This is a genomic window from Ideonella margarita, from assembly GCF_038066635.1.
GTDB lineage: Bacteria > Pseudomonadota > Gammaproteobacteria > Burkholderiales > Burkholderiaceae_C > Ideonella > Ideonella margarita.
The window spans coordinates 23447-41938 of sequence record NZ_JBBUTI010000008.1 but is presented as its reverse complement, the minus strand read 5'-3'; the positions used below and the strand labels follow the sequence as shown (position 1 = coordinate 41938).

Annotated in this window: 15 protein-coding genes; 10 read left to right on the top strand and 5 right to left on the bottom strand. The window is 67.3% G+C overall.

Annotation, left to right across the window (positions count from 1 at the left end):
* Positions 1 to 10: 10 nt before the first annotated feature.
* Entirely contained in the window at positions 11 to 1045 is a 1035-nt protein-coding gene (locus tag AACH00_RS12650; RefSeq protein ID WP_341399510.1) for an ABC transporter substrate-binding protein, read from the top strand.
* Positions 1046 to 1122: 77 nt separating this feature from the next.
* Here the strand turns inward: AACH00_RS12650 and AACH00_RS12645 are convergent, their stop codons facing one another.
* Positions 1123 to 3903: a TonB-dependent receptor gene (locus AACH00_RS12645; RefSeq protein WP_341399509.1), complete on the bottom strand. Its 2781-nt coding sequence runs from the start codon at positions 3901 to 3903 to the stop codon at positions 1123 to 1125.
* Positions 3904 to 4138: 235 nt separating this feature from the next.
* Between AACH00_RS12645 and AACH00_RS12640 the strand changes: the two genes are divergently transcribed.
* The 6 genes from AACH00_RS12640 (at position 4139) to AACH00_RS12615 (ending at position 9607) form a co-directional block, all read left to right on the top strand.
* Positions 4139 to 5425: a cyanophycinase gene (locus tag AACH00_RS12640; RefSeq protein ID WP_341399508.1), complete on the top strand. Its 1287-nt coding sequence runs from the start codon at positions 4139 to 4141 to the stop codon at positions 5423 to 5425.
* A gap of 63 nt (positions 5426 to 5488) precedes the next feature.
* A complete protein-coding gene (locus tag AACH00_RS12635) occupies positions 5489 to 6271 on the top strand; it encodes an ABC transporter substrate-binding protein (protein WP_341399507.1) in 783 nt (260 codons plus the stop codon).
* 20 nt (positions 6272 to 6291) lie between these two features.
* Positions 6292 to 6978 (top strand): ABC transporter permease, encoded by a 687-nt coding sequence (locus AACH00_RS12630; RefSeq protein ID WP_341399506.1) that lies wholly within the window; start codon positions 6292 to 6294, stop codon positions 6976 to 6978.
* Positions 6975 to 7664 carry an ABC transporter permease gene (locus tag AACH00_RS12625; RefSeq protein ID WP_341399505.1) on the top strand — a complete coding sequence of 230 codons (690 nt, stop codon included), beginning with the start codon at positions 6975 to 6977 and terminating at the stop codon, positions 7662 to 7664. The genes AACH00_RS12630 and AACH00_RS12625 overlap by 4 nt, the downstream gene beginning before the upstream one ends.
* Positions 7661 to 8782, top strand: coding sequence for a succinylglutamate desuccinylase/aspartoacylase family protein (locus tag AACH00_RS12620; protein WP_341399504.1), 1122 nt, complete (start codon positions 7661 to 7663; stop codon positions 8780 to 8782). The genes AACH00_RS12625 and AACH00_RS12620 overlap by 4 nt, the downstream gene beginning before the upstream one ends.
* 12 nt (positions 8783 to 8794) lie before the next feature.
* Positions 8795 to 9607 (top strand): ABC transporter ATP-binding protein, encoded by an 813-nt coding sequence (locus tag AACH00_RS12615; RefSeq protein WP_341399503.1) that lies wholly within the window; start codon positions 8795 to 8797, stop codon positions 9605 to 9607.
* 61 nt (positions 9608 to 9668) lie between these two features.
* On the opposite strand, the gene AACH00_RS12610 is transcribed toward AACH00_RS12615, so the two are convergent.
* Entirely contained in the window at positions 9669 to 13214 is a 3546-nt protein-coding gene (locus tag AACH00_RS12610) for an indolepyruvate ferredoxin oxidoreductase family protein (RefSeq protein ID WP_341399502.1), read from the bottom strand.
* A 246-nt stretch (positions 13215 to 13460) separates the two neighbouring features.
* Between AACH00_RS12610 and AACH00_RS12605 the strand changes: the two genes are divergently transcribed.
* Positions 13461 to 13985 (top strand): Lrp/AsnC family transcriptional regulator, encoded by a 525-nt coding sequence (locus AACH00_RS12605; RefSeq protein ID WP_341399501.1) that lies wholly within the window; start codon positions 13461 to 13463, stop codon positions 13983 to 13985.
* Positions 13986 to 14024: 39 nt separating this feature from the next.
* Positions 14025 to 14618 (top strand): hypothetical protein, encoded by a 594-nt coding sequence (locus tag AACH00_RS12600; RefSeq protein ID WP_341399500.1) that lies wholly within the window; start codon positions 14025 to 14027, stop codon positions 14616 to 14618.
* A gap of 30 nt (positions 14619 to 14648) precedes the next feature.
* On the opposite strand, the gene mltA is transcribed toward AACH00_RS12600, so the two are convergent.
* Positions 14649 to 15869 carry a murein transglycosylase A gene (gene mltA / locus AACH00_RS12595; RefSeq protein ID WP_341399499.1) on the bottom strand — a complete coding sequence of 407 codons (1221 nt, stop codon included), beginning with the start codon at positions 15867 to 15869 and terminating at the stop codon, positions 14649 to 14651.
* On the opposite strand from mltA, the gene AACH00_RS12590 reads away from it, so the two are divergent.
* Complete coding sequence (locus AACH00_RS12590) at positions 15868 to 16005, top strand: hypothetical protein (RefSeq protein WP_341399498.1); 138 nt, start codon at positions 15868 to 15870, stop codon at positions 16003 to 16005. The two genes, mltA and AACH00_RS12590, sit on opposite strands and share 2 nt — an antisense overlap.
* Positions 16006 to 16043: 38 nt before the next feature.
* Here the strand turns inward: AACH00_RS12590 and AACH00_RS12585 are convergent, their stop codons facing one another.
* Positions 16044 to 18074, bottom strand: coding sequence for a site-specific recombinase (locus AACH00_RS12585; protein ID WP_341399497.1), 2031 nt, complete (start codon positions 18072 to 18074; stop codon positions 16044 to 16046).
* A complete protein-coding gene (apaG, locus tag AACH00_RS12580; RefSeq protein WP_341399496.1) occupies positions 18074 to 18448 on the bottom strand; it encodes a Co2+/Mg2+ efflux protein ApaG in 375 nt (124 codons plus the stop codon). Before apaG ends, AACH00_RS12585 begins: the two co-directional genes overlap by 1 nt.
* Between the last annotated feature and the right edge of the window lie 44 nt (positions 18449 to 18492).

The following is an 18492-nucleotide window of genomic DNA, read 5'->3' as shown; positions in this document are numbered from 1 at the left end:
GGCCCAGCTCATGTCCACCCCCTTGTATAGCCTGATTCGCACCGGCGCACTGACGCTGGGCGTGCTGGGCGCGGCCACGGCGGCCCAGGCGGCCGACAAGGTCGTGTTCGCTACCAACTGGAAGGCCCAGGCGGCGCACGGCGGCTTCTATCAGGCGCTGGCCGATGGCACTTATCGCCAGTACGGCCTGGAAGTGGAGATCCGCCAGGGCGGTCCGCAGGTGAACAACCGCCCCTTGCTGCCGGCCGGCAAGATCGATTTCCTGATGACGGGCAATCTGCTGCACAGCTTTGACAACGTCAAGAACGGCGTGCCCGTGGTGGCCGTGGCCAGCATGTTCCAGAAAGACCCGCAGGCCCTGATGGCCCAGCCGGGCCAGGGTTACCTGAAGTTCACTGACCTCACCCGTGCGCCGGTGGCCTTCATTGCCAAGGACGCGCAGTTCTCGTGGTGGGCCTGGCTGAAGGCCGACTACGGCTTCAAGGACGAACAGCTGCGCCCGTACAACTACAACCTCGGCCCCTTCCTGGCCGACAAGCGCAGCATCCAGCAGGCCTACGCGGTGGAAGAGCCGATCAGCGTGCAGAAGCAGGGCGGCTTCAAGCCCCAGGTGTTCCTGCTGGCGGACCACGGCTATTCCACCTACAGCACCACCATCGAAGCCCGCGTGGACACGGTGCAGAAGAACCCCGAGCTGGTGAAGCGCTTCGTCGAAGCGTCCATCGTCGGCTGGAACAACTACCTGTACGGTGACCGCAGCAAGGCCGACGCGCTGATCCTGAAAGAGAACCCGGAAATGGATGCCGCCACGCTGCAGCAGTCGGTGGCCTTGATGAAGGAGCTGGGCGTGGTCGACAGTGGCGACAGCTTGAAGCTGGGCCTCGGCGCGATGAAGCCTGAGCGCGTGAAGGACTTCTACGACAAGATGGTGCGCGCCGGCCTGTACAAGGCGGGTGACGTGGACCTGAGCCGTGTGGCCACCTACCAGTTCGTGAACCAGGGCTTGGGCCTGGAACTCAAGCGCAAGTTGACGGGCGGCAAGTAAGCCTTCGCGATCCACTCGACCCATGAAAAAGCCCCACTCGGCGCGATGCCGGCGGGGCTTTATCGTTCAAGGGTGCATCACTTGAACTGGTATTGGGCGCTCAGGTAGAAGTAGCGGCCGCGTGGGTCGGTGTAGCTCGGGTCGTAGCCGTTGATGAAGAAGTAGGCCTGGTTCGAGTAGGGCGGCGCGGCGTTGGTGAGGTTCTGGATGCCGCCGCGCAGGCGGAATTCCTTGCTGACCTGGTAGCTGCCGGACACGTCCCACAGCGAGTAGGCCTTCACCCGGTTCTTCGCCACCACGGTGCCGCTGTCGGTGTCGATGGCCGAGTTCTGGTCTTCATAGCCAGATGAGTAGGTATTGCCCAGCGTCAGGGCCAGCGGGCCCTGCTCCCAGTCCACGCTCAGGCGGTGGCGCCAGCGTTGCACCACACCGTCGGTGACGAAGCGGCCGAGGTTGCTGACGTAGCTGTCGCCGGCGGTGGCCTGGCGCTTGGAGGTGAGTACCACGGTGCCCGAGAGGCGTGCCCCGAAGGTGCCCACGCTGGTCTGCAGCTTGCGCAGCTCGGCCACGATGTCGATGCCGGCGGTCTTCTGGCGACCTCGGTTGTCCTTGCGTAGCTCGATGTAGCAGATCGTGTTGTCGTCCGGATCGTAGTCGCACAGCGGGTCGCCGTCCTGGTTGTAGCGGTGCACCAGGTTGCCGTACTTCGCCAGGTCGCCCAGGATGACGTCTTCGCCGATCTCGCTGATCAGGTCACGCTTCTGGATGTTCCAGTAATCAACGCTGAAGTTCCAGTGGGTGTTGAGCTCGAACACCGTACCGAACGAGAACTGGCGTGAGCGCTCAGGCTTCAGGGCCGGGTTGCTGTAGATGCGCGTGGTCCAGTTGTCGGCGCACACCGAATAGTCGTTGTCGTTGTCGCCGCAGTAAACCGGGTCAGGCAGCACCGACGTTTCGCTGCTGCGGTTCGGGCGGTACAGGTCTGAGAGCGACGGCGCGCGGAAGCCCGTGCCCACCGACGCGCGCAGCAGCCATTCCTTGCTGGGCTGGTAACGCAGGCCCAGCTTGGGGTTGGTGCTGCTGCCCACGCCCTGGTAGCGGTCGTGGCGCACGGCGGCTTGCAGGTCGAGGCCCTGGGCCAGCGGCACGCTCAACTCAGCAAAGGCGGCGGCCACGTTGCGGCCGTTGCGGGTGTTCTGGTTGTCGCCCGGCGTGCCGTCTCCGAGGATTTCATCACTCACGAGCAGGTCGGACACCTCGAAGCGTGATGCCTCGCGGCGGAACTCGGCCCCCAGTGCCATCGCGACGTCGCCTGCGGCCAGGGTGGTGAGGGTGCGCGAGCCCTTGATATCGATGCTGTCCATCGTGCCGCGAGCCTTGCGCGCCACGTTGTCCACCTGGTTGGCTTCCAGGTAAGCCTTGCCTGCCGCGCTGGATTCTCCGAACGGATTCAGGATGCCGCTGGCATAGCCCTCCATGATCGGCGTGTAGAGCAGGTAGCCGTGGGTGTCGCGGTCTTTGACGGTGTTGACGGCGTGGATCAGCGCAGCGTCGTAATCCCAGCCGCCAGCCGTGCCCGAGGTGCCGAGCGTGTAGCGCTGGCCGATGCTGGTGAGCTCGCTGGTGCGGCGGCCGGCGTCCAGCATCCGGGTGCGCACGGTGATGATCCGGTCTTCGTCGTCAGCATCCAGCGCGCCCAGGCCAGTGGCTGCCAGGCGCGGAATCAGGGACACGTCGAGGTCGGCGTCGATACGGTTGGAGGTGCCCACGTAGTAGGTCTTGGCGCGGCTCAGTGCGACTTCGGCAAACAACTGCTGGGTGCCGCTGAGTTGCAGCACGCCGCGCGTCAGCAGGTTGAGCTTTTCCGACTTCGGATAGAGCTCGACGTCACGCATGTAGTCGTAGGTGCAACCGTCGACGCCACCGATGCCGTTGGGCAGGTACAGCGTGTGCGGTGCATTGCAGGTCGGGGCGCTGAGGTTGATCGTGCGGTTGACGATCACGTCGGTGCCGTTGGTCGAGAAGCCTTCGCTCTGCAGCAGATCGCGCTGGCTGCTGGACAAGCGGATGTTGCCGGGGCTGGTGGCACTCGACAGCAGGTGCGGCAGGCGCTCAGGAATCTTCAGATCAGAAATGAACTTGCGCTGCGAGGTGCTCAGGCTGCCGGTGCGCTGAACCTCGAACACGCCCATCACGTTGAAGCCGTCCTTGCTCAGATCGCCGAAGCCGCCGGCGATGGAGAAGGCGCGCTTGCCGGCGCCGCCTTCCTGGGTGGCACCGAGTTGCGCGTTCAGCTCCAGGCCCTGGAAATCAGAGCGGGTGATGAAGTTGATGACGCCGCCGATGGCGTCGGCGCCGTAGATGGCCGAGGCGCCGTCGAGCAGCACTTCCACGCGCTGGATGGCAGCGGCGGGGATGTTGTTCAGGTCCACGCCGGCGTCGTCACCGGGCGAAGCGAAGTTCGCCATGCGCCGGCCGTTCAGCAGCACCAGGGTCGACGACACGCCGATGCCGCGCAGGTTGGCTGCGTTGAAGCCGGTCTGGTCGTGAAAACCGCCGGTGCCGATGCTGCCGCCGTCGGTCAGCGCATTCGTGTTCGCGCTGAGCTTGGCCATGATTTCCGAGGCCGTGGTGGCGCCCGTCTTGGCGATCTCTTCCCGGGTGATGATTTGCACCGGCAGCGCGGTTTCACCGTCCAGCCGCTTGATGGCCGAGCCCGTGATCTCCACTTTCTGCGGCGAGGCGGCCTCTTGCGCCAGCGTGGCGGTGGCGCCAGCGGCCAGCACAGCCAACAGGGCGGCCTGGCTGCAGGCGGTGAGCCGGCAAGTCAGGGAGCGACGGGGAACACGGTGAGCCATGGGAAATCCTCCGATTTGCTTGTGATGCCGGGGCTGGCAACGTTCCGCCATGAAGCGGACATGCGTCGATGGTAGGGCGACCGCTTCAGTTTGCGCAGCGGCAGTCACGATGTTTCACCGTTCAAGGGGGCTGGGTGTGGCGCGATTGCTGCACCCGCCCGGCGCTGCGCGGATCAGTGACAGACTATCGGCATGGCCCGCGTCGACGGGCAGCTTTTCACAGGGTGAGGTGGTCATGGCGATGATGTCGGTATTGCGCAGGCAATTCCTGGTGGGCGTGTTGGCCCTGGGCAGTGGATTGGCGGTGGCCCAGGCTGCGCCGGCGGTGGCGCAGGCGGTGAAGCCGCCCCCCAAGGGTTACGCGGTGGTGATCGGCGGCGCGCTGAAGGCCGACAACGACGACGTCTGGGGCCGCCTGGTCGAGCTCTCGGGCGGCAAGGGCGCACGCTGGGTGGTGTTCGGCACCGCGTCTGAAAACCCCGACAAGACCGGTCGCCGGCTGGCTGACTTGCTGGAGCGCCGCGGCGCCGTGGCCGAGGTCATCCCGGTGGCCCCGCAGCTGCGATGGGTCGATCTGGACAAGGCCGTGCGCGACCCGGCCCTGCTGGAGCTGGTGAACAACGCCACCGGCATCTTCTTCTCGGGTGGTGCGCAAGAGCGCATCGTCGACACCTTCGCGCCCGGTGGCCGCCCGACGCCGATGCTCGATGCCATCTGGGACGTCTACCGCCGCGGCGGTGTGGTGGCCGGCACCTCGGCTGGCGCGGCCATCATGTCGTCGGTGATGTTCCGCGATGCACTGTCGGTGATGGCCGTGATGAAGGGCCAGCTGCGCGACGGCAAGGAAGTCGACCGCGGCCTGGGCTTTGTCGGCCCGAACCTGTTTGTCGACCAGCACTTCCTCAAGCGCGGCCGCTTCGGGCGGATGATTCCGCTGATGCTGGCCAAGGGCTACAAGATGGGGCTGGGCGTGGATGAAAACTCCGCCGCCATCGTGCAGGGCGACATGGTGGAAATCATCGGCGCCAAGGGCGCGCTGCTGGTTGACCTGAACGACGTGAAGACCGACACCAGCACGGGGGCCCTGAATGCCTCGGGCATCCGCTTGAGCTACCTGGACCGCGGTGACCGCTACGACCTCGGCCTGCACAAGATCCAGCCGTCGGCACGAAAGCTGCGTGGCAGCAAGCTCGACCCGAACGCGCCCGGCTACAAGCCCGACTTCACCAACGACCCGTACTACACCGACATGCTGGGCGACACCATCATCAGCAACGCCATGGGCATCCTGATCGACAGCAGCCAGAAGGAGAGCCGCGGCCTGGCCTTCGACCCGAAGGCGCCGGCCTCCGATCCACAGGCGGACCTGGGTTTTTCCTTCCGCCTCTACAAGGGCAAGGACAGCGTGGGCTGGTACTCTGACGAATTGGGCGCAGATGAATACACGGTGTCCAATCTGTACCTTGACATCTCGCCGGTCCGGATGAGCCGCCCCCTGTTCACGCCTTGGGCTGGCCGCTGAGCCGCCTTGCGCACCCACCCCTACCAACAAGCCCCCAGCCCTTCCCACAGGAGCCACCGCACCATGCAACGTCGCTTGATGATCACCCTGCTTGCACTGGCCACCGCCAGCTTCACGGCCGCGGCACAGAGCCCGGACTGGAAGAAAGTCCGCATCGGCGTGGAAGGCGCTTACCCGCCGTTTTCTGAAGTGGGCACCGACGGCAAGCTCAAGGGTTTCGACATCGACATGGCGATGGCCCTGTGCGCCGAGATGAAGGCGGAGTGCACGCTGGTGCAGCAGGAGTGGGACGGCATGATCCCGGCGCTGCAGGCCCGCAAGTTCGACGCGATCATCGCCTCGATGGCCATCACCGATGAGCGCAAGAAGGCCGTCAACTTCACCAACAAGTACTACAACACGCCGGCCCGCTTCGTGGGCAAGGCCAGCGCGCCGCACGACATCTCGCCGGCCGCCCTGAAGGGCAAGAAGATCGGCGTGCAGCGCGGCACCACCCATGACCGCTACCTGACCGCCATCTACAAGGACAGCGAGATCGTCCGCTACGCCAAGCAAGACGAAGTGTTCCTCGACATGGCCGCCGGCCGCATCGACGCCACCCTGTGCGACTCGGTGGCCGCCGACCTGGGCTTCCTGAAGAAGGGCTCGGGCAAGGGCTTCGGCTTCCTCGGCACGCCGGTGGATGACGCCACCTACTTCGGCATCGGCTCGGGCATCGCGGTGCGCAAGGCCGACAACGACTTGCAGCAGAAGTTCAACGCCGCGATCGTGGCTGTGCGCGCCAACGGCGCCTACAAGAAGATCCAGGACAAGTACTTCGACTTCGACGTCTACGGCAAGCCCTGAGTTTGAGCGAAGGGCAGACGATGTTGCACGGGTATGGCGCCAGCCTGCTGGAGGGCGCGCTGCTGACGCTGTCGGTGGCGTTCATGTCACTGGCCGTGGCCATGGTGCTGGGGCTGGCGGGGGCGGTGGCCAAGCTCTCGCGCAGCCGGCCGCTGCAGTGGCTGGCCGGGGCCTACACCACGCTGATCCGCGCGGTGCCTGATCTGGTGATGATGCTGCTGGTCTTCTATGGCGGGCAGATGCTGATCAACCAGATCGGCGAGAAGCTCGGCTGGGAGTTCATCGACGTCAACCCGTATGTGGCGGGCGTGCTCACGATCGGCTTCATCTTCGGCGCCTACCTCACCGAAGTGCTGCGCGGCGCCTTCATGGCCGTGCCGCCGGGCCAGCGCGAAGCGGCACTGGCCTACGGCATGAACCCGCGCCAGGTGATGGTGCGGGTGGTCGGGCCGCAGATGCTGCGCCACGCGCTGCCGGGCTTGTCGAACGTCTGGCTGGTGATGATCAAGAGCACGGCCATCGTCTCGGTGATCGGCCTGTCAGACATGATGAGCCGCGCCGGCCAGGCTGCAGGCGCCACCCGTGAGCCCTTCCTGTTCTACGTGGCCGCGGCCGTGATTTACCTCGCCTTCACCAGCGTTTCCGAGCTGGGATTCAAGCTGCTGCAGAAGCGCTTCGCGATTGGCGTGAAGCAGGTGTCGCTGTGAACTTCGAAGCCATCATCGACAGCCTGCCGTTGTATGTGTCGGGCACCTGGGTCACGCTGCAGTTGCTGCTGCTCTCCTGCGGCATCGGCTTGGCGCTGGCGCTGCCGCTGGCCATGCTGCGCAGCCTGCCCATCGCCTGGCTGAGCTGGCCGATCTGGCTGTTCACCTATGTGATGCGCGGCACGCCGATGCTGGTGCAGCTCTTCCTGCTGTATTACGGCCTGGCCCAGTTCGAGGCCGTGCGCGCCAGCCCCTTCTGGCCCTGGTTGAGCTCGCCGTGGTTCTGCGCGGTCACGGCCTTTGCCCTGAACACCTGCGCCTACACCACCGAGATCCTGCATGGCGCGATGAAGGCGGTGCCGGCCGGCGAGATTGAAGCCGCCAAGGCCCTGGGCATGAGCCGCTGGGTGATGCTGCGCCGCATCGTGTTGCCCTCGGCCTTCCGGCGCGCGCTGCCGGCCTATGGCAACGAGGTGGTGCTGATGCTGCACGGCACGGCACTCGCCAGCGTCGTCACCTTGCTCGACCTGACGGGCGCGGCCCGCCAGATGAATTCCAACTACTACCTGCCGTACGAAGCCTTCGTCACGGCAGCCGTTTTTTACGCGGCCATCACCGCGGTGCTGGTGGCGCTGTTCCGCGCTGCCGAAGCCCGCTGGTTGAAGCCGCTGCTGCCCCGATCATGAAACTCGTTCACCACCCCTTGATGCCGGCCACGCCGGGCACCAGCCAGGCCCTCGTGAGCCTGCACTACGGCACGCCGGGCACCGGCCCGAAGATCGCCATCCAGGGCTCGCTGCATGCGGACGAGGTGCCCGGCATGCTGGTGGCGCACCACCTGCGCCAGCGCTTGCAGGCGCTGGAAGACGCTGGCCGCCTGCGGGGGGAGGTGGTGCTGGTGCCGGCGGCCAATCCGATCGGCCTGCACCAGTGGCACTTGCGGGCTTACCAGGGCCGCTTCGAGTTCCACAGCGGCGAAAACTTCAACCGCAACTACGCCGACCTGACCGACGCCGTGGTGGCTGCGGTGCAGCCGCATGTGGGCGCCGATGCTGCCACCAACGTGGCGCTGGTGCGCCGCGCACTGGCGGACGCCGCGCTGGCGCTGCCCGCCAAGAACGCGCTGGAAAGCCTGCGCCGCACCCTGCTGGCCCTGGCGATTGACGCCGAGGTGGTGCTTGATCTGCACAGCGACGGCGAAGGCCTGCTGCACATCTACACCACGCCCGCCACCTGGCCGCAGGCCGAGGTGCTGGTGCGCTGCATCGGCGCCGAGGTGGCCCTGCTGGCCGAGCGCTCGGGCGGTGATCCGTTTGACGAAGCCTGCTCGATGGTCTGGCTCGACATCGCGAAGCGCCTCGGCCCTGATGCGCCGCTGCCGCCGGGCTGCATGGCTGCCACCATCGAGCTGCGCGGCGAAGGCGATGTGCGCCACGACCTGGCCGCGGCCGACGCCGACGGCATCATCCGGTTCCTGGAGGCGCGCGGCGTGGTGCACACCGACGCGCCGCCAGAGTTGCCCGCGCTGCGCTGCGAGCCCACGCCCTTGTCCGGCTCGATCCCGCTGGTGGCGCCCACGGGCGGCATGGTGGTGTTTCTGCGGCAGGTGGGTGAGCGGGTGACGGCGGGCACGCCGATGGTCGACCTGATTGACCCCTTCACCGCGGAAGTGACGACGTTGACCGCGCCAGTGGACGGCTTGTTCTTCGCGCGTGACAACCGCCGCTTTGCGGTGGCGGGCATGTCGCTGGGCAAGGTGGCCGGCACGCAGGCCCTGCGCAGCGGCCCGCTGCTGTCGGCTTGAAGGAGCGTTGAGATGACTGCTCCTGTGTCCGTCGACAAGTCCAGCAACAACACCGGCAACAACGCCGGCCTGGTCGTTGAAAACCTCCACAAGCGCTTTGGTGAGCGCGAGGTGCTGCGCGGCGTGTCACTGCAGGCCCGACCGGGTGACGTGGTGGCCATCATCGGCTCCAGCGGCTCGGGCAAGAGCACGCTGCTGCGCTGCCTGAACCTGCTCGAGCAGCCGCATGCCGGCACGCTCACGCTCAATGGTGAAACCCTGGCGCTCAAGCCTGACCGCGACGGCAGCCTCACGGCGGCCAGCCCGGCACAGCTGCAGCACTGGCGCTCACGCCTGGCCTTCGTGTTCCAGAGCTTCAACCTCTGGCAGCACCGCACGGCACTTGAAAACGTGATCGAGGCGCCGATCCATGTGCTGGGCCAGCCCCGCGCGCAGGCGCTGGAGCGTGGCCGCGAGCTGCTGGCGCGCGTGGGCCTGTCGCACCGGCAGGATGTGTATCCGGCGCAGCTGTCGGGCGGTGAGCAGCAGCGCGTGGCGATTGCCCGCGCGCTGGCGGTCGACCCCGAAGTGATGCTGTTTGACGAGCCCACCTCCGCGCTCGACCCCGAGCTGGTGGGCGAGGTGCTGAAGGTGATGCGCGAGCTGGCCGGTGAAGGCCGCACCATGCTGGTGGTGACCCACGAGATGGAGTTCGCCCGCGAAGTGGCCAGCCATGCCATCTTCGTGCACCAGGGCTTGATCGAGGAGCAGGGCCTGCCGCGCGAGGTGCTGGTGCGCCCGAACAGCGAACGCCTGCAGCAGTTCCTCTCGGGCGGCCTGAAGTAAAAACGGGCGCCACTGGGGCGCCCGTCTCAAGGCCGGCTCGGGCCTCGGGTTTGCTGTGGCCTCAGGCCACGGTATTGCGCCAGCGGTTCATCAGCGCCGTCCAGGTCGGGCGCACTTGGCCGAGGTGGCGCGCCTTCACATGGCCGAAGCCGCGGATGTCTTCCGGCACGCGCGCAATCTCGACAGCTAGGCTGATCTTGTCGGCCTTCAGGCCGCGCAGCACTTCCTCGATGCTGGCGCGGTATTCCTGTACCAGCGCGCGCTCGGTGCGGCGCTCTTCGGTGTAGCCGAACACGTCCAGCGGCGTGCCGCGCAGCGCCTTCATGCGGGCCAGCAAGCGGAAGCCGCCACGCACCCAGGGGCCGAAGGTGGTCTTCACCGGCAGGCCGTCGGCGTTCTTCTTCGAGAACAGCGGCGGGGCCAGGTGGTGCACCAGGCGCACGTCGCCCTCGAACATGCCGCTGACCTTGGCCGCAAAAGCCGCGTCGGTGTGCAGGCGCGCCACTTCGTACTCGTCCTTGTAGGCCATCAGCTTGAACAGGTAGCGCGCCACGGCCTCGCTCAGGCGGGTGCTGCCCAGCGGCTGCTCGGCGGCGGCCACCTGTGCCACGAAGGCGCTGTAGGACTCGGCGTAAGCGGCGTTCTGGTAGGCGGTGAGAAACTCCACGCGCTTGGCCACCAGCTCGGTCAGCGAGGGCTTCTTGACGAACTGGATGACCTGGCGCGCGGCGAACAGCGCTTCCACGGTGGGCAGGTCATGGGCGCAGCGACGGCCCCATTCGAACGCGGCCTTGTTGTTGTCGATCTGCACGCCGTTGAGCTCGATCGCGCGCATCAGCGCGGCATGGCTCAGCGGGATGCGGCCGTGCTGCCAGGCAAAGCCCAGCATCAGCGGGTTGGTGTAGATCGAGTCGCCCAGCAGCTTGGTGGCCACTTGTTCGGCGTCGAAGGCGGCGTAATGCTGCGGGCCGACGGCGCTCGACACGGCTTCCTCGCAGGCCGCGCCCGGGAACTGCCAGTCGGCATTGCCGACGAAGCTGGCTGTGGGCGTGCGGTGCGTGTTCAGGGCCACGAAGGTGCGCTGCGGGTGCATCGCGCTCAGCGTGGTCTTGTTCGCCGCCACGATGGCGTCGCAGCCGATGATCAGGTCGGCCTTGGCGGTGTCCACCTTGGTGGTGAAGATGGCGTCCGCGCGGTCGGCGATCTGCACATGGCTCCAGGTGGCGCCACCCTTCTGCGCCAAGCCGGCGGCGTCTTGCGTGACGATGCCCTTGCCTTCCAGGTGCGCAGCCATGCCCAGCAGCTGGCCGATGGTGATCACGCCCGTGCCACCCACGCCGGCCACGACGATGCCCCAGGCCACATCGGCCGACGGCACCACCGGGTCCGGCACGGCTGGCATCGCTGCCGTGCCGCCTGCCACCTTCTTCGGCTTCTTCAGCGTGCCACCTTCCACGGTGACGAAGCTTGGGCAGAAGCCCTTCACGCAGGAGAAGTCCTTGTTGCAGCTGTTCTGGTTGATCTGGCGCTTGCGGCCGAAATCAGTTTCCAGCGGCTCCACTGAGACGCAGTTGCTCTGCGTCGAGCAATCGCCGCAGCCCTCGCACACCAGCTCGTTGATGACCACGCGCTGATCCGGATCAACCATCGTGCCGCGCTTGCGCCGGCGGCGCTTCTCGGTCGCGCAGGTCTGGTCATAAATGATGGCCGTGGTGCCCTGCAGCTCGCGGAACTGGCGCTGCAGCGCATCGAGCTCGTCGCGGTGGTGCACGGTCACGCCCGGGCTCAGGCTGACGTGGTCGTACTTGGCTGGCTCGTCGGTGACGATGATCAGCTTGCTCACGCCTTCCGACACCAGGCTCTGCATGATCTGCAGCACCGTGTGGCCTTCGGCGCGCTCGCCCACGCGCTGGCCACCGGTCATGGCAACCGCGTCGTTGTAGAGGATCTTGTAGGTGATGTTCACGCCCGCCGCGATCGACTGGCGGATCGCCAGCAGACCGGAGTGGAAGTAGGTGCCGTCACCGAGGTTGGTGAAGATGTGGTTCTCTTTGGTGAACGGCGCCTGGCCGACCCATGGCACGCCTTCGCCACCCATCTGCGTGAAGGTGCTGGTGTTGCGGCCCGGCATCCAGTTCACCATGTAGTGGCAGCCGATGCCGGCCACCGCGCGTGAGCCTTCGGGCACACGGGTGCTGGTGTTGTGCGGGCAGCCCGAGCAGAACCAGGGCGTGCGCTCGCCGGTGCTCAGCTCCAGCGTGGCCAGGGCTTGCTCTTTCGCGGTGATGACGCCAATGCGCTCGTCCATGCGGGCAGCGATGTCAGCCGGCACGCCCAGCTTCTTCAGGCGCTTGGCAATGGCCTTGGCGATGATGGCCGGGGTCAGGTCAGCCTTGGCGCGCAGCAGCCAGTTTTCGCTCGGGTTCGGGCGGCTCCATTCGCCGCCGGAGAGGTCGCCCTCGTCTTCCTCGAACTTGCCGATCACGTTCGGGCGCACATCGGCGCGCCAGTTGTAGAGCTCTTCCTTGAGCTGGTATTCGATGACCTGGCGCTTCTCTTCCACCACCAGGATTTCCTGCAGGCCTTGGGCGAAGTCGCGGGTGATGGTGGCTTCCAGCGGCCACACCACGTTCACCTTGTGCACCCGGATGCCGAGCGTGCGGCAGGTGTCGTCGTCCAGGCCCAGGTCAGACAGCGCCTGGCGCATGTCGTTGTAGGCCTTGCCGCTGGCCACGATGCCGAAGCGGTCGTGCGGCGTGGCCACCACGTTGTAGTTCAGTTTGTTGGCGCGCACATAGGCCAGCGCGGCGTACCACTTGTGGTCCATCAGACGCGCTTCCTGCTCCAGCGGCGCGTCGGGCCAGCGGATGTGCAGGCCGCCCACCGGCATCGGGAAGTCTTCCGGCAGGATGATCTTCACGCGGTCGGGCGACACATCCACGCTCGACGACGACTCGACGACTTCCTGGATCGTCTTCATGCCGGTCCACACGCCGGAAAAACGGCTCATGGCGAAGGCATGCAGACCCATGTCGAGGATGTCCTGCACGCTCGACGGGAAGAAGGTCGGGAAGCCGCAGGCCTTGAAGACGTGGTCGCTCTGGTGCGGCGCGGTCGAGCTCTTGCTGACGTGGTCGTCGCCGGCGATGGCGATCACGCCGCCGTGCTTCGAGGTGCCGGCCATGTTGGCGTGCTTGAAGACGTCGAGGCAGCGATCAACGCCCGGGCCCTTGCCGTACCAGATGCCGAACACGCCGTCGTACTTGGCCTGTTCCTTGTACAGATCCAGCTGCTGCGTGCCCCACACGGCGGTGGCGCCGAGTTCTTCATTCACGCCCGGCTGGAACACCACATGCTGCTTGGCCAGGTGCTTGCGCGCGGCCACCAGGGCCTGGTCATAACCACCCAGCGGCGAGCCGCGGTAGCCGCTGATGAAGCCGGCGGTGTTCAGGCCACCGGCGGCGTCGCGCGCGCGCTGCAGCATGGGCAAACGCACCAGCGCCTGCACACCGCTCATGAAGGCCCGGCCCTCGGGCAAGGCGTATTTGTCGTCGAGGGTGACGGTGTCCAGCGCTAGGCGCACGGCATCGGGCAGGGGGGCGTTCATGGGCGTGTCTCCGTGAAGTTCATGCCGGGCCAGCCTCGGGCGGGCGCTTGTGGCGCACGCTGTGGCACGGCCCCGGCACAGCAGGGGGTTGGCCTGAGTGTAGGCTCAAGCCTGAGACAGGTGCTTGCTTTTGATTGCTGCTGAACAGGGTGCTTGGGAATGAATCTTTCTGTAAAGTGCTGCCGCAAGCGACATTCTTTCTATTTTCAGAAAATTTCGGGTAAACGATAGGTTTGCCTGCAGCCCATGAGCCAACGCCCGTCCACCTCCACCGCCGACCTCGACCGTTTCGACATCGCCATCCTCGGCGTGCTGCAGAACGACGCCCGCATCTCGAATGCCGATCTGGCCGCTGCCATCGGCTTGTCGGCAGCGCCCACCTGGCGCCGGGTCCGTCGGCTGGAAGAGCTGGGCGTGATCACCGGTTACCGGGCCGAGATCGACCGCCGCAAGATCGGCCTGGGCGTGCTGGCCTTCGTGCGGGTGGACACCGAGCGCGACAACGCCGACACCACCCGCGCACTGGAAGACGCCATCCGCCAGTGGCCCGAGGTGACGGCGTGCCACTACATCAGCGGCGCAGGCACCTTCGAGTTGCAAGTGTTGGTGACAGACCTTGATGCGTACTCGCGCTGGACGATGGAGACGCTGTTCAAGTTGCCGAATGTGAAAGACCTGCACACCAGCTTCTCGCTGGGCGAGGTGAAGTCGGGCGGGGCCTTGCCGCTGGGCCACCTGAGCCCGGCGCCGCAGCACGGCGACACGCCCTGATTCAAGCCGGCGAGCCACCGCACCGATAAAGCAGACACGATGTCGAACCGCCCCTTCTCGCACACCCGCCGCCAGCTGGCCCTGCCGTTTGGCGTGGGTCTGGTGCTGGGCTCGCGCAGCAGCGCGTGGGCGGCCTCACCCAGACCGCCGGGCATCAACCTGACGCTGGAGGTGCGGCTCTCGCCCGCGCCGCCGCGCTCATCGGGGCCGCCGGGCAGCGTCACCATCTCGACCCAGCACGCGCCGGTGGGCGGTGGCGTCTGGCATGGCACCCACAGCAATCCCGATCACGGGCCGAAGGTGCAGACCCTGCGCACCGCCAACGGCGACACCGTGCGCAGCCAGTGGCAGCGGGTGCGGGTGGAGCAAAGCAATGAGGTGATCTGGACGCCGCAAGGGCCGGGCTTGGCCGGTGGCGAGCGCCGCGTGGTGGAAACCACGCTGATCGAGCTGCAGCCGACCTGGCCGGGCTTGTCGCAGCCGGCGCTGGTGCGCTGGCGCATCGAGGTGCCGGGCGCCGCCAGCGGCGTGCTCGGCGGCAGCCTGTATGTGCCGCCGGGTGAATGGATGACGTTGTATTCGCCGGCGTCCTCAGAGCAGCCGCTGATCGAGCTGCGGCTGGTCACGCCCTGAGGCGGGTCAGCGCGCAGCCAGCGATTGCCCTCAGCGCGGCGCGCTTTCCCGCGGCCACAGCACCCAGCTGCGCAAGGCCTGGCGGGTGCGTCCGGCCTGGCTTTCGGCCTCATCACCCCAACCCCAGAAGAAGTCGGCCCGCACCGCCCCGGTGATGGCCGAACCGGTGTCTTGCGCCACCACCAGGCGTTGCAGCGGCCGGGTGCTCAGCGGCTCGGTGCTGTCGACCCACACCAGGCTGCCGTAGGGCACGCTCTGCGGGTCCACGGCGATGGAGCGGCCGGGCGTCAGCGGCACACCCTGCGCGCCCTTCGGGCCGATCGACGGGTCAGGCAGCGGCTCTTCGCGGAAGAACACCGTGCGCGGGTTCTGCCACAGCATTTCATTGATGCGCGCGGGGTTGCGCCGCGCCCAGTCCTTGATGCCCGGCCACGAGGCTTCGCTGGCCTTCAGTTCACCCTGTTCGATCAGCCAGCGGCCCACCGATTTGTAGGGCTGGTCGTTGTGGCCCGCAAAGGCCAGACGGATCAGCCGGCTGCTGCCGTCAGGCTCGGTGATGCGCAGGCGGCCCGAGCCCTGGATCTGCAGCACCAGCGCATCCAGCGGGTCTTCCAGCCAGGCCAGCTCGCGGCCCTTCACGCTGGCCTGGGCGGCGGGCAGGCTGTCGAGTTGCTGGCGCGTCCAGTAGGGCTTGCGGCTGGCCAGATCGGCCGGCAGGGCGTGCAGCGGCACGCGCCGGTTGGCGGCGGGCTTGCGGGTAGCCTCGAACAGCGGCTCGTAGTAGCCGGTCAGCAGCCCGGCGGTATCGCCTTCCGGGCTTTCAATGCGGAACACGCGCAGCCGGCTTTCCAGCCAGAAGCGCTGCACCATGTCGTCGGCCGGCTTGAGGTTGCGCAGGTCCTCGCAGAAGCGGGCCCAGCCTTCGGCAGGCTTGATGCAGCTCTGGCGCAGGGCAGGCATCACCTCTGACGGGCGGTCGGCGCCCCAGCCGGGCAGTTCGCTGAACTCGGACGGCACCCAGCGGGCGCGGGCCTTCTCGAACGTGCCAGGCGGCGGTGGCACCGGCACCGGGGCGGTGGGCGCGACTGTGGTGGTTGAGGTTGCAGGCGCCTGCACCGGGCGGTGTTCGGTGGGGGCGGCCGGCTGGGTGGAGAACTGGGCGCACGACGCCAATAGCAGCGTGCCCAGCACGGGCCCTGCCGTGCGTGAGAATGCGTGCAGCGTCAGGTGGCGCGAAATGGAAACAGACATGTGGGTGGTGATTTTCGAAGCGCTGGGTGCCGGCTTGCTGCTCGTGCTGATCGTGTGGTGGACGATGTTCTCGGGCCGCCGCAACGGTGAACGACCCGAGGATGACACAAGCGGGCGCGACGACACCCGACCATGAAGGGGCCGGTGGCCGGCCTTTTTCGATGGCCGGCCAGTTTATGGGGCCGGTTGATCGGGCGGCGGCACCAGGAAGCTGCCCGGCCGGCTGCGCAGGCGGGCCCGCAGGGCGGTGTAGACCCGGCCGCGGTCACGCAGCTTGAGCCCGCGTGAGGCCAGCGCCACCCGGAACGCCAGCGTGAAGCTGACGCCCAGGTTCAGTACCCCGATCATCGGGATCGCGGCCAGGCACCACCAGAAATCCGGCTCGCGCAGCAGGTCGGTGCCCAGGGCGCCGAGCGCCGCGGCCAGCTGGCCCATCGACAAGGTGACGTGACGCACCTCCAGCGGCAGGCCGAAGAAGGTGCCGATGGCGGGCACGATGCCCAGCATCAAGCCCAGCGACACATTGGCCGCCAGCCCCGAGATGTTCTGCCGCCACCAGCGCGCCCATCCCTGTGCCCGCGTGGCGCCCAGCACCTGGATGAAGCGCGGATTCCAGGCGATGGCGCTGTCGAGCCGGTGAAACACGAACCAGTTTTCCACCCAGCCGGCGATCAGGCTGCTGCCGAACAGCAGGATGCCGGTGAAGGCAGCAAAGAACACGGTCGGGCCAGCCAGGTGCAGCGAGTGCAGCACGTACTTCGCCTGCTCCGCACCGATCACCGGCGCACCAGCCAGCGCCCAGGCGGCGCCTTGAATCAGCAGCACCACCGGCACCACCAGCGCCAGGTTGCCGATGATGCCGGCCACCTGTGAGCGGAACAGGTGGGCCACCTCGTCGACGAAGTCTTCCAGCGCGGCGTCGCTCGCCGACACGTTCTCGAGTTTGGCGGCAATGGCCGGCGCCGTCATGGCCGGCTGCTTGGTGGCCACCGTCCAGTGCAGCAGCTGCACCACGACGAAGCTGATGGCGTAGTTCATGCCTGCCCAGAAGCCGGCCCAGAACACCGACAGGCTGATCAGGGCCAGCAGGAACTTGGCCACGGTGGTCAGGCCGATGATGGCGCCGCCGCCAGCTGCCTGTACCAGCATCTGCCGGTATTCGGCGCGGTCGCGGGTGATGTAGTGCTCGCCGGTTTCGGCGCTGCGCTCGGTCACCTTGCGCGCCAGCAGGCCGTAATGCTGGGCAAACAGCCGGCGAATGCCGCGCCGGCCCTGGCCCGCTTCCACCAAGGCCACCAGCAGGTGGCGCAATTCAGGCGCGGCGGCGGGCGCGGGCGCCAGCAGGCAGTCCAGCAGGGCCTCGATGCGATCGCCGCGGGCCTGCAGCTGGTCGACCTGGAACACCACGTCAACGGAAATGCCGTGCTCATCCAGATGCTGGCGCACGCTGGCAGCCGCCTCGCGGCAGGTGGCCAGTACGGCGCGCAGGTAGTGTGCCTGCTGCTGGCGCGTGAGGGCATCGGTGCCTTCGTGCAGCTCGTCGCGCAGGGCCTCGGCCGCGGGCACCAGCTGGTGGAAGGGGCGCGTGGCCATCAGGCTGAGGTCCATGCGCTGGCGCATCGGCCCGGCCAGGCCGGCGGCGCGCATCTGGCTGGCCAGCAGCTGGATGGACTCGATCACGGCGGCGCGCCAGGCTTTGTCGCCGGTCTCGCCCTGGCACAGGGCCATGAAGCGCAGCAGGGTGGCGTCGTCGATCGCCTGCAGCCAGGAGGTGTCGTCCTCGCCGTTGAAGAGCAGGCGGAACAGCTCGCCCAGGTCGCGGGTTTGCGGCGTGCCGGGCAGGCACGACAGGCGCACGCGGTCAGCCAGTTCACTCACGAAACCCTGGCGCGGCGCGAAGCCGAAGTCGGCCAGCAGGCCGGTGGCGTCAAGACCTGCCAGGCTGGTGCGCAGCAAGTCGCCGATGCGCTGGTGGTGCTCGGGGTGGCGGTCCAGCACATTGAGCAGGTGCTTCAGCCGCCGCACCGGCCACGGCGTGCTGGCACTTTCATCAGGCAGATCACCTTCGGTGAAGGGCGACTGCGGCCCGGGCTCACGCAGCCATTCAAGCAGGCGGATCAGCCACAGGTGGCGCTCCACCGCAGGGGCTGCGGGGTCGGCTGCGTTCAGCAGCGAGGTCAGGTCCCAGCGGTCGGCTGCAGCCATCAGTGCAGCGCGTGGGCCTGGGCCAGCTCGAAGGCGGGCACGGGCGTGTCGAACCAGCGGGCGTCTTCGCCGATGCAGAAGAAGGTGCCGTGCATGGTGCCGCGTGGCGTGGCCAGGCGCGTCCAGCTGGTGTATTCGAACTGCTCGCCGGGCTTGAGCACCGGCTGGTGGCCCACCACGGCCAGGCCGCGCACCTCTTCGGTATGGCCGGCGCTGTCGGTGATCACCCAGTGCCGGGCCACCAGCTGGCCGGTGGCGTTGCCGGTGTTGCGGACGGTGACGGTGTAGGCGAAGGCGTAGACGTTGTCGCCTGCCGAGGATTGCTCGGGCAGGTATTGGGTCACGACCTCGCAGGTGAATTGGGGTGCACTCATGGCCGCATCCTAGCAAGCCTCCTAAAATCCCTTGTTCCTTCTGC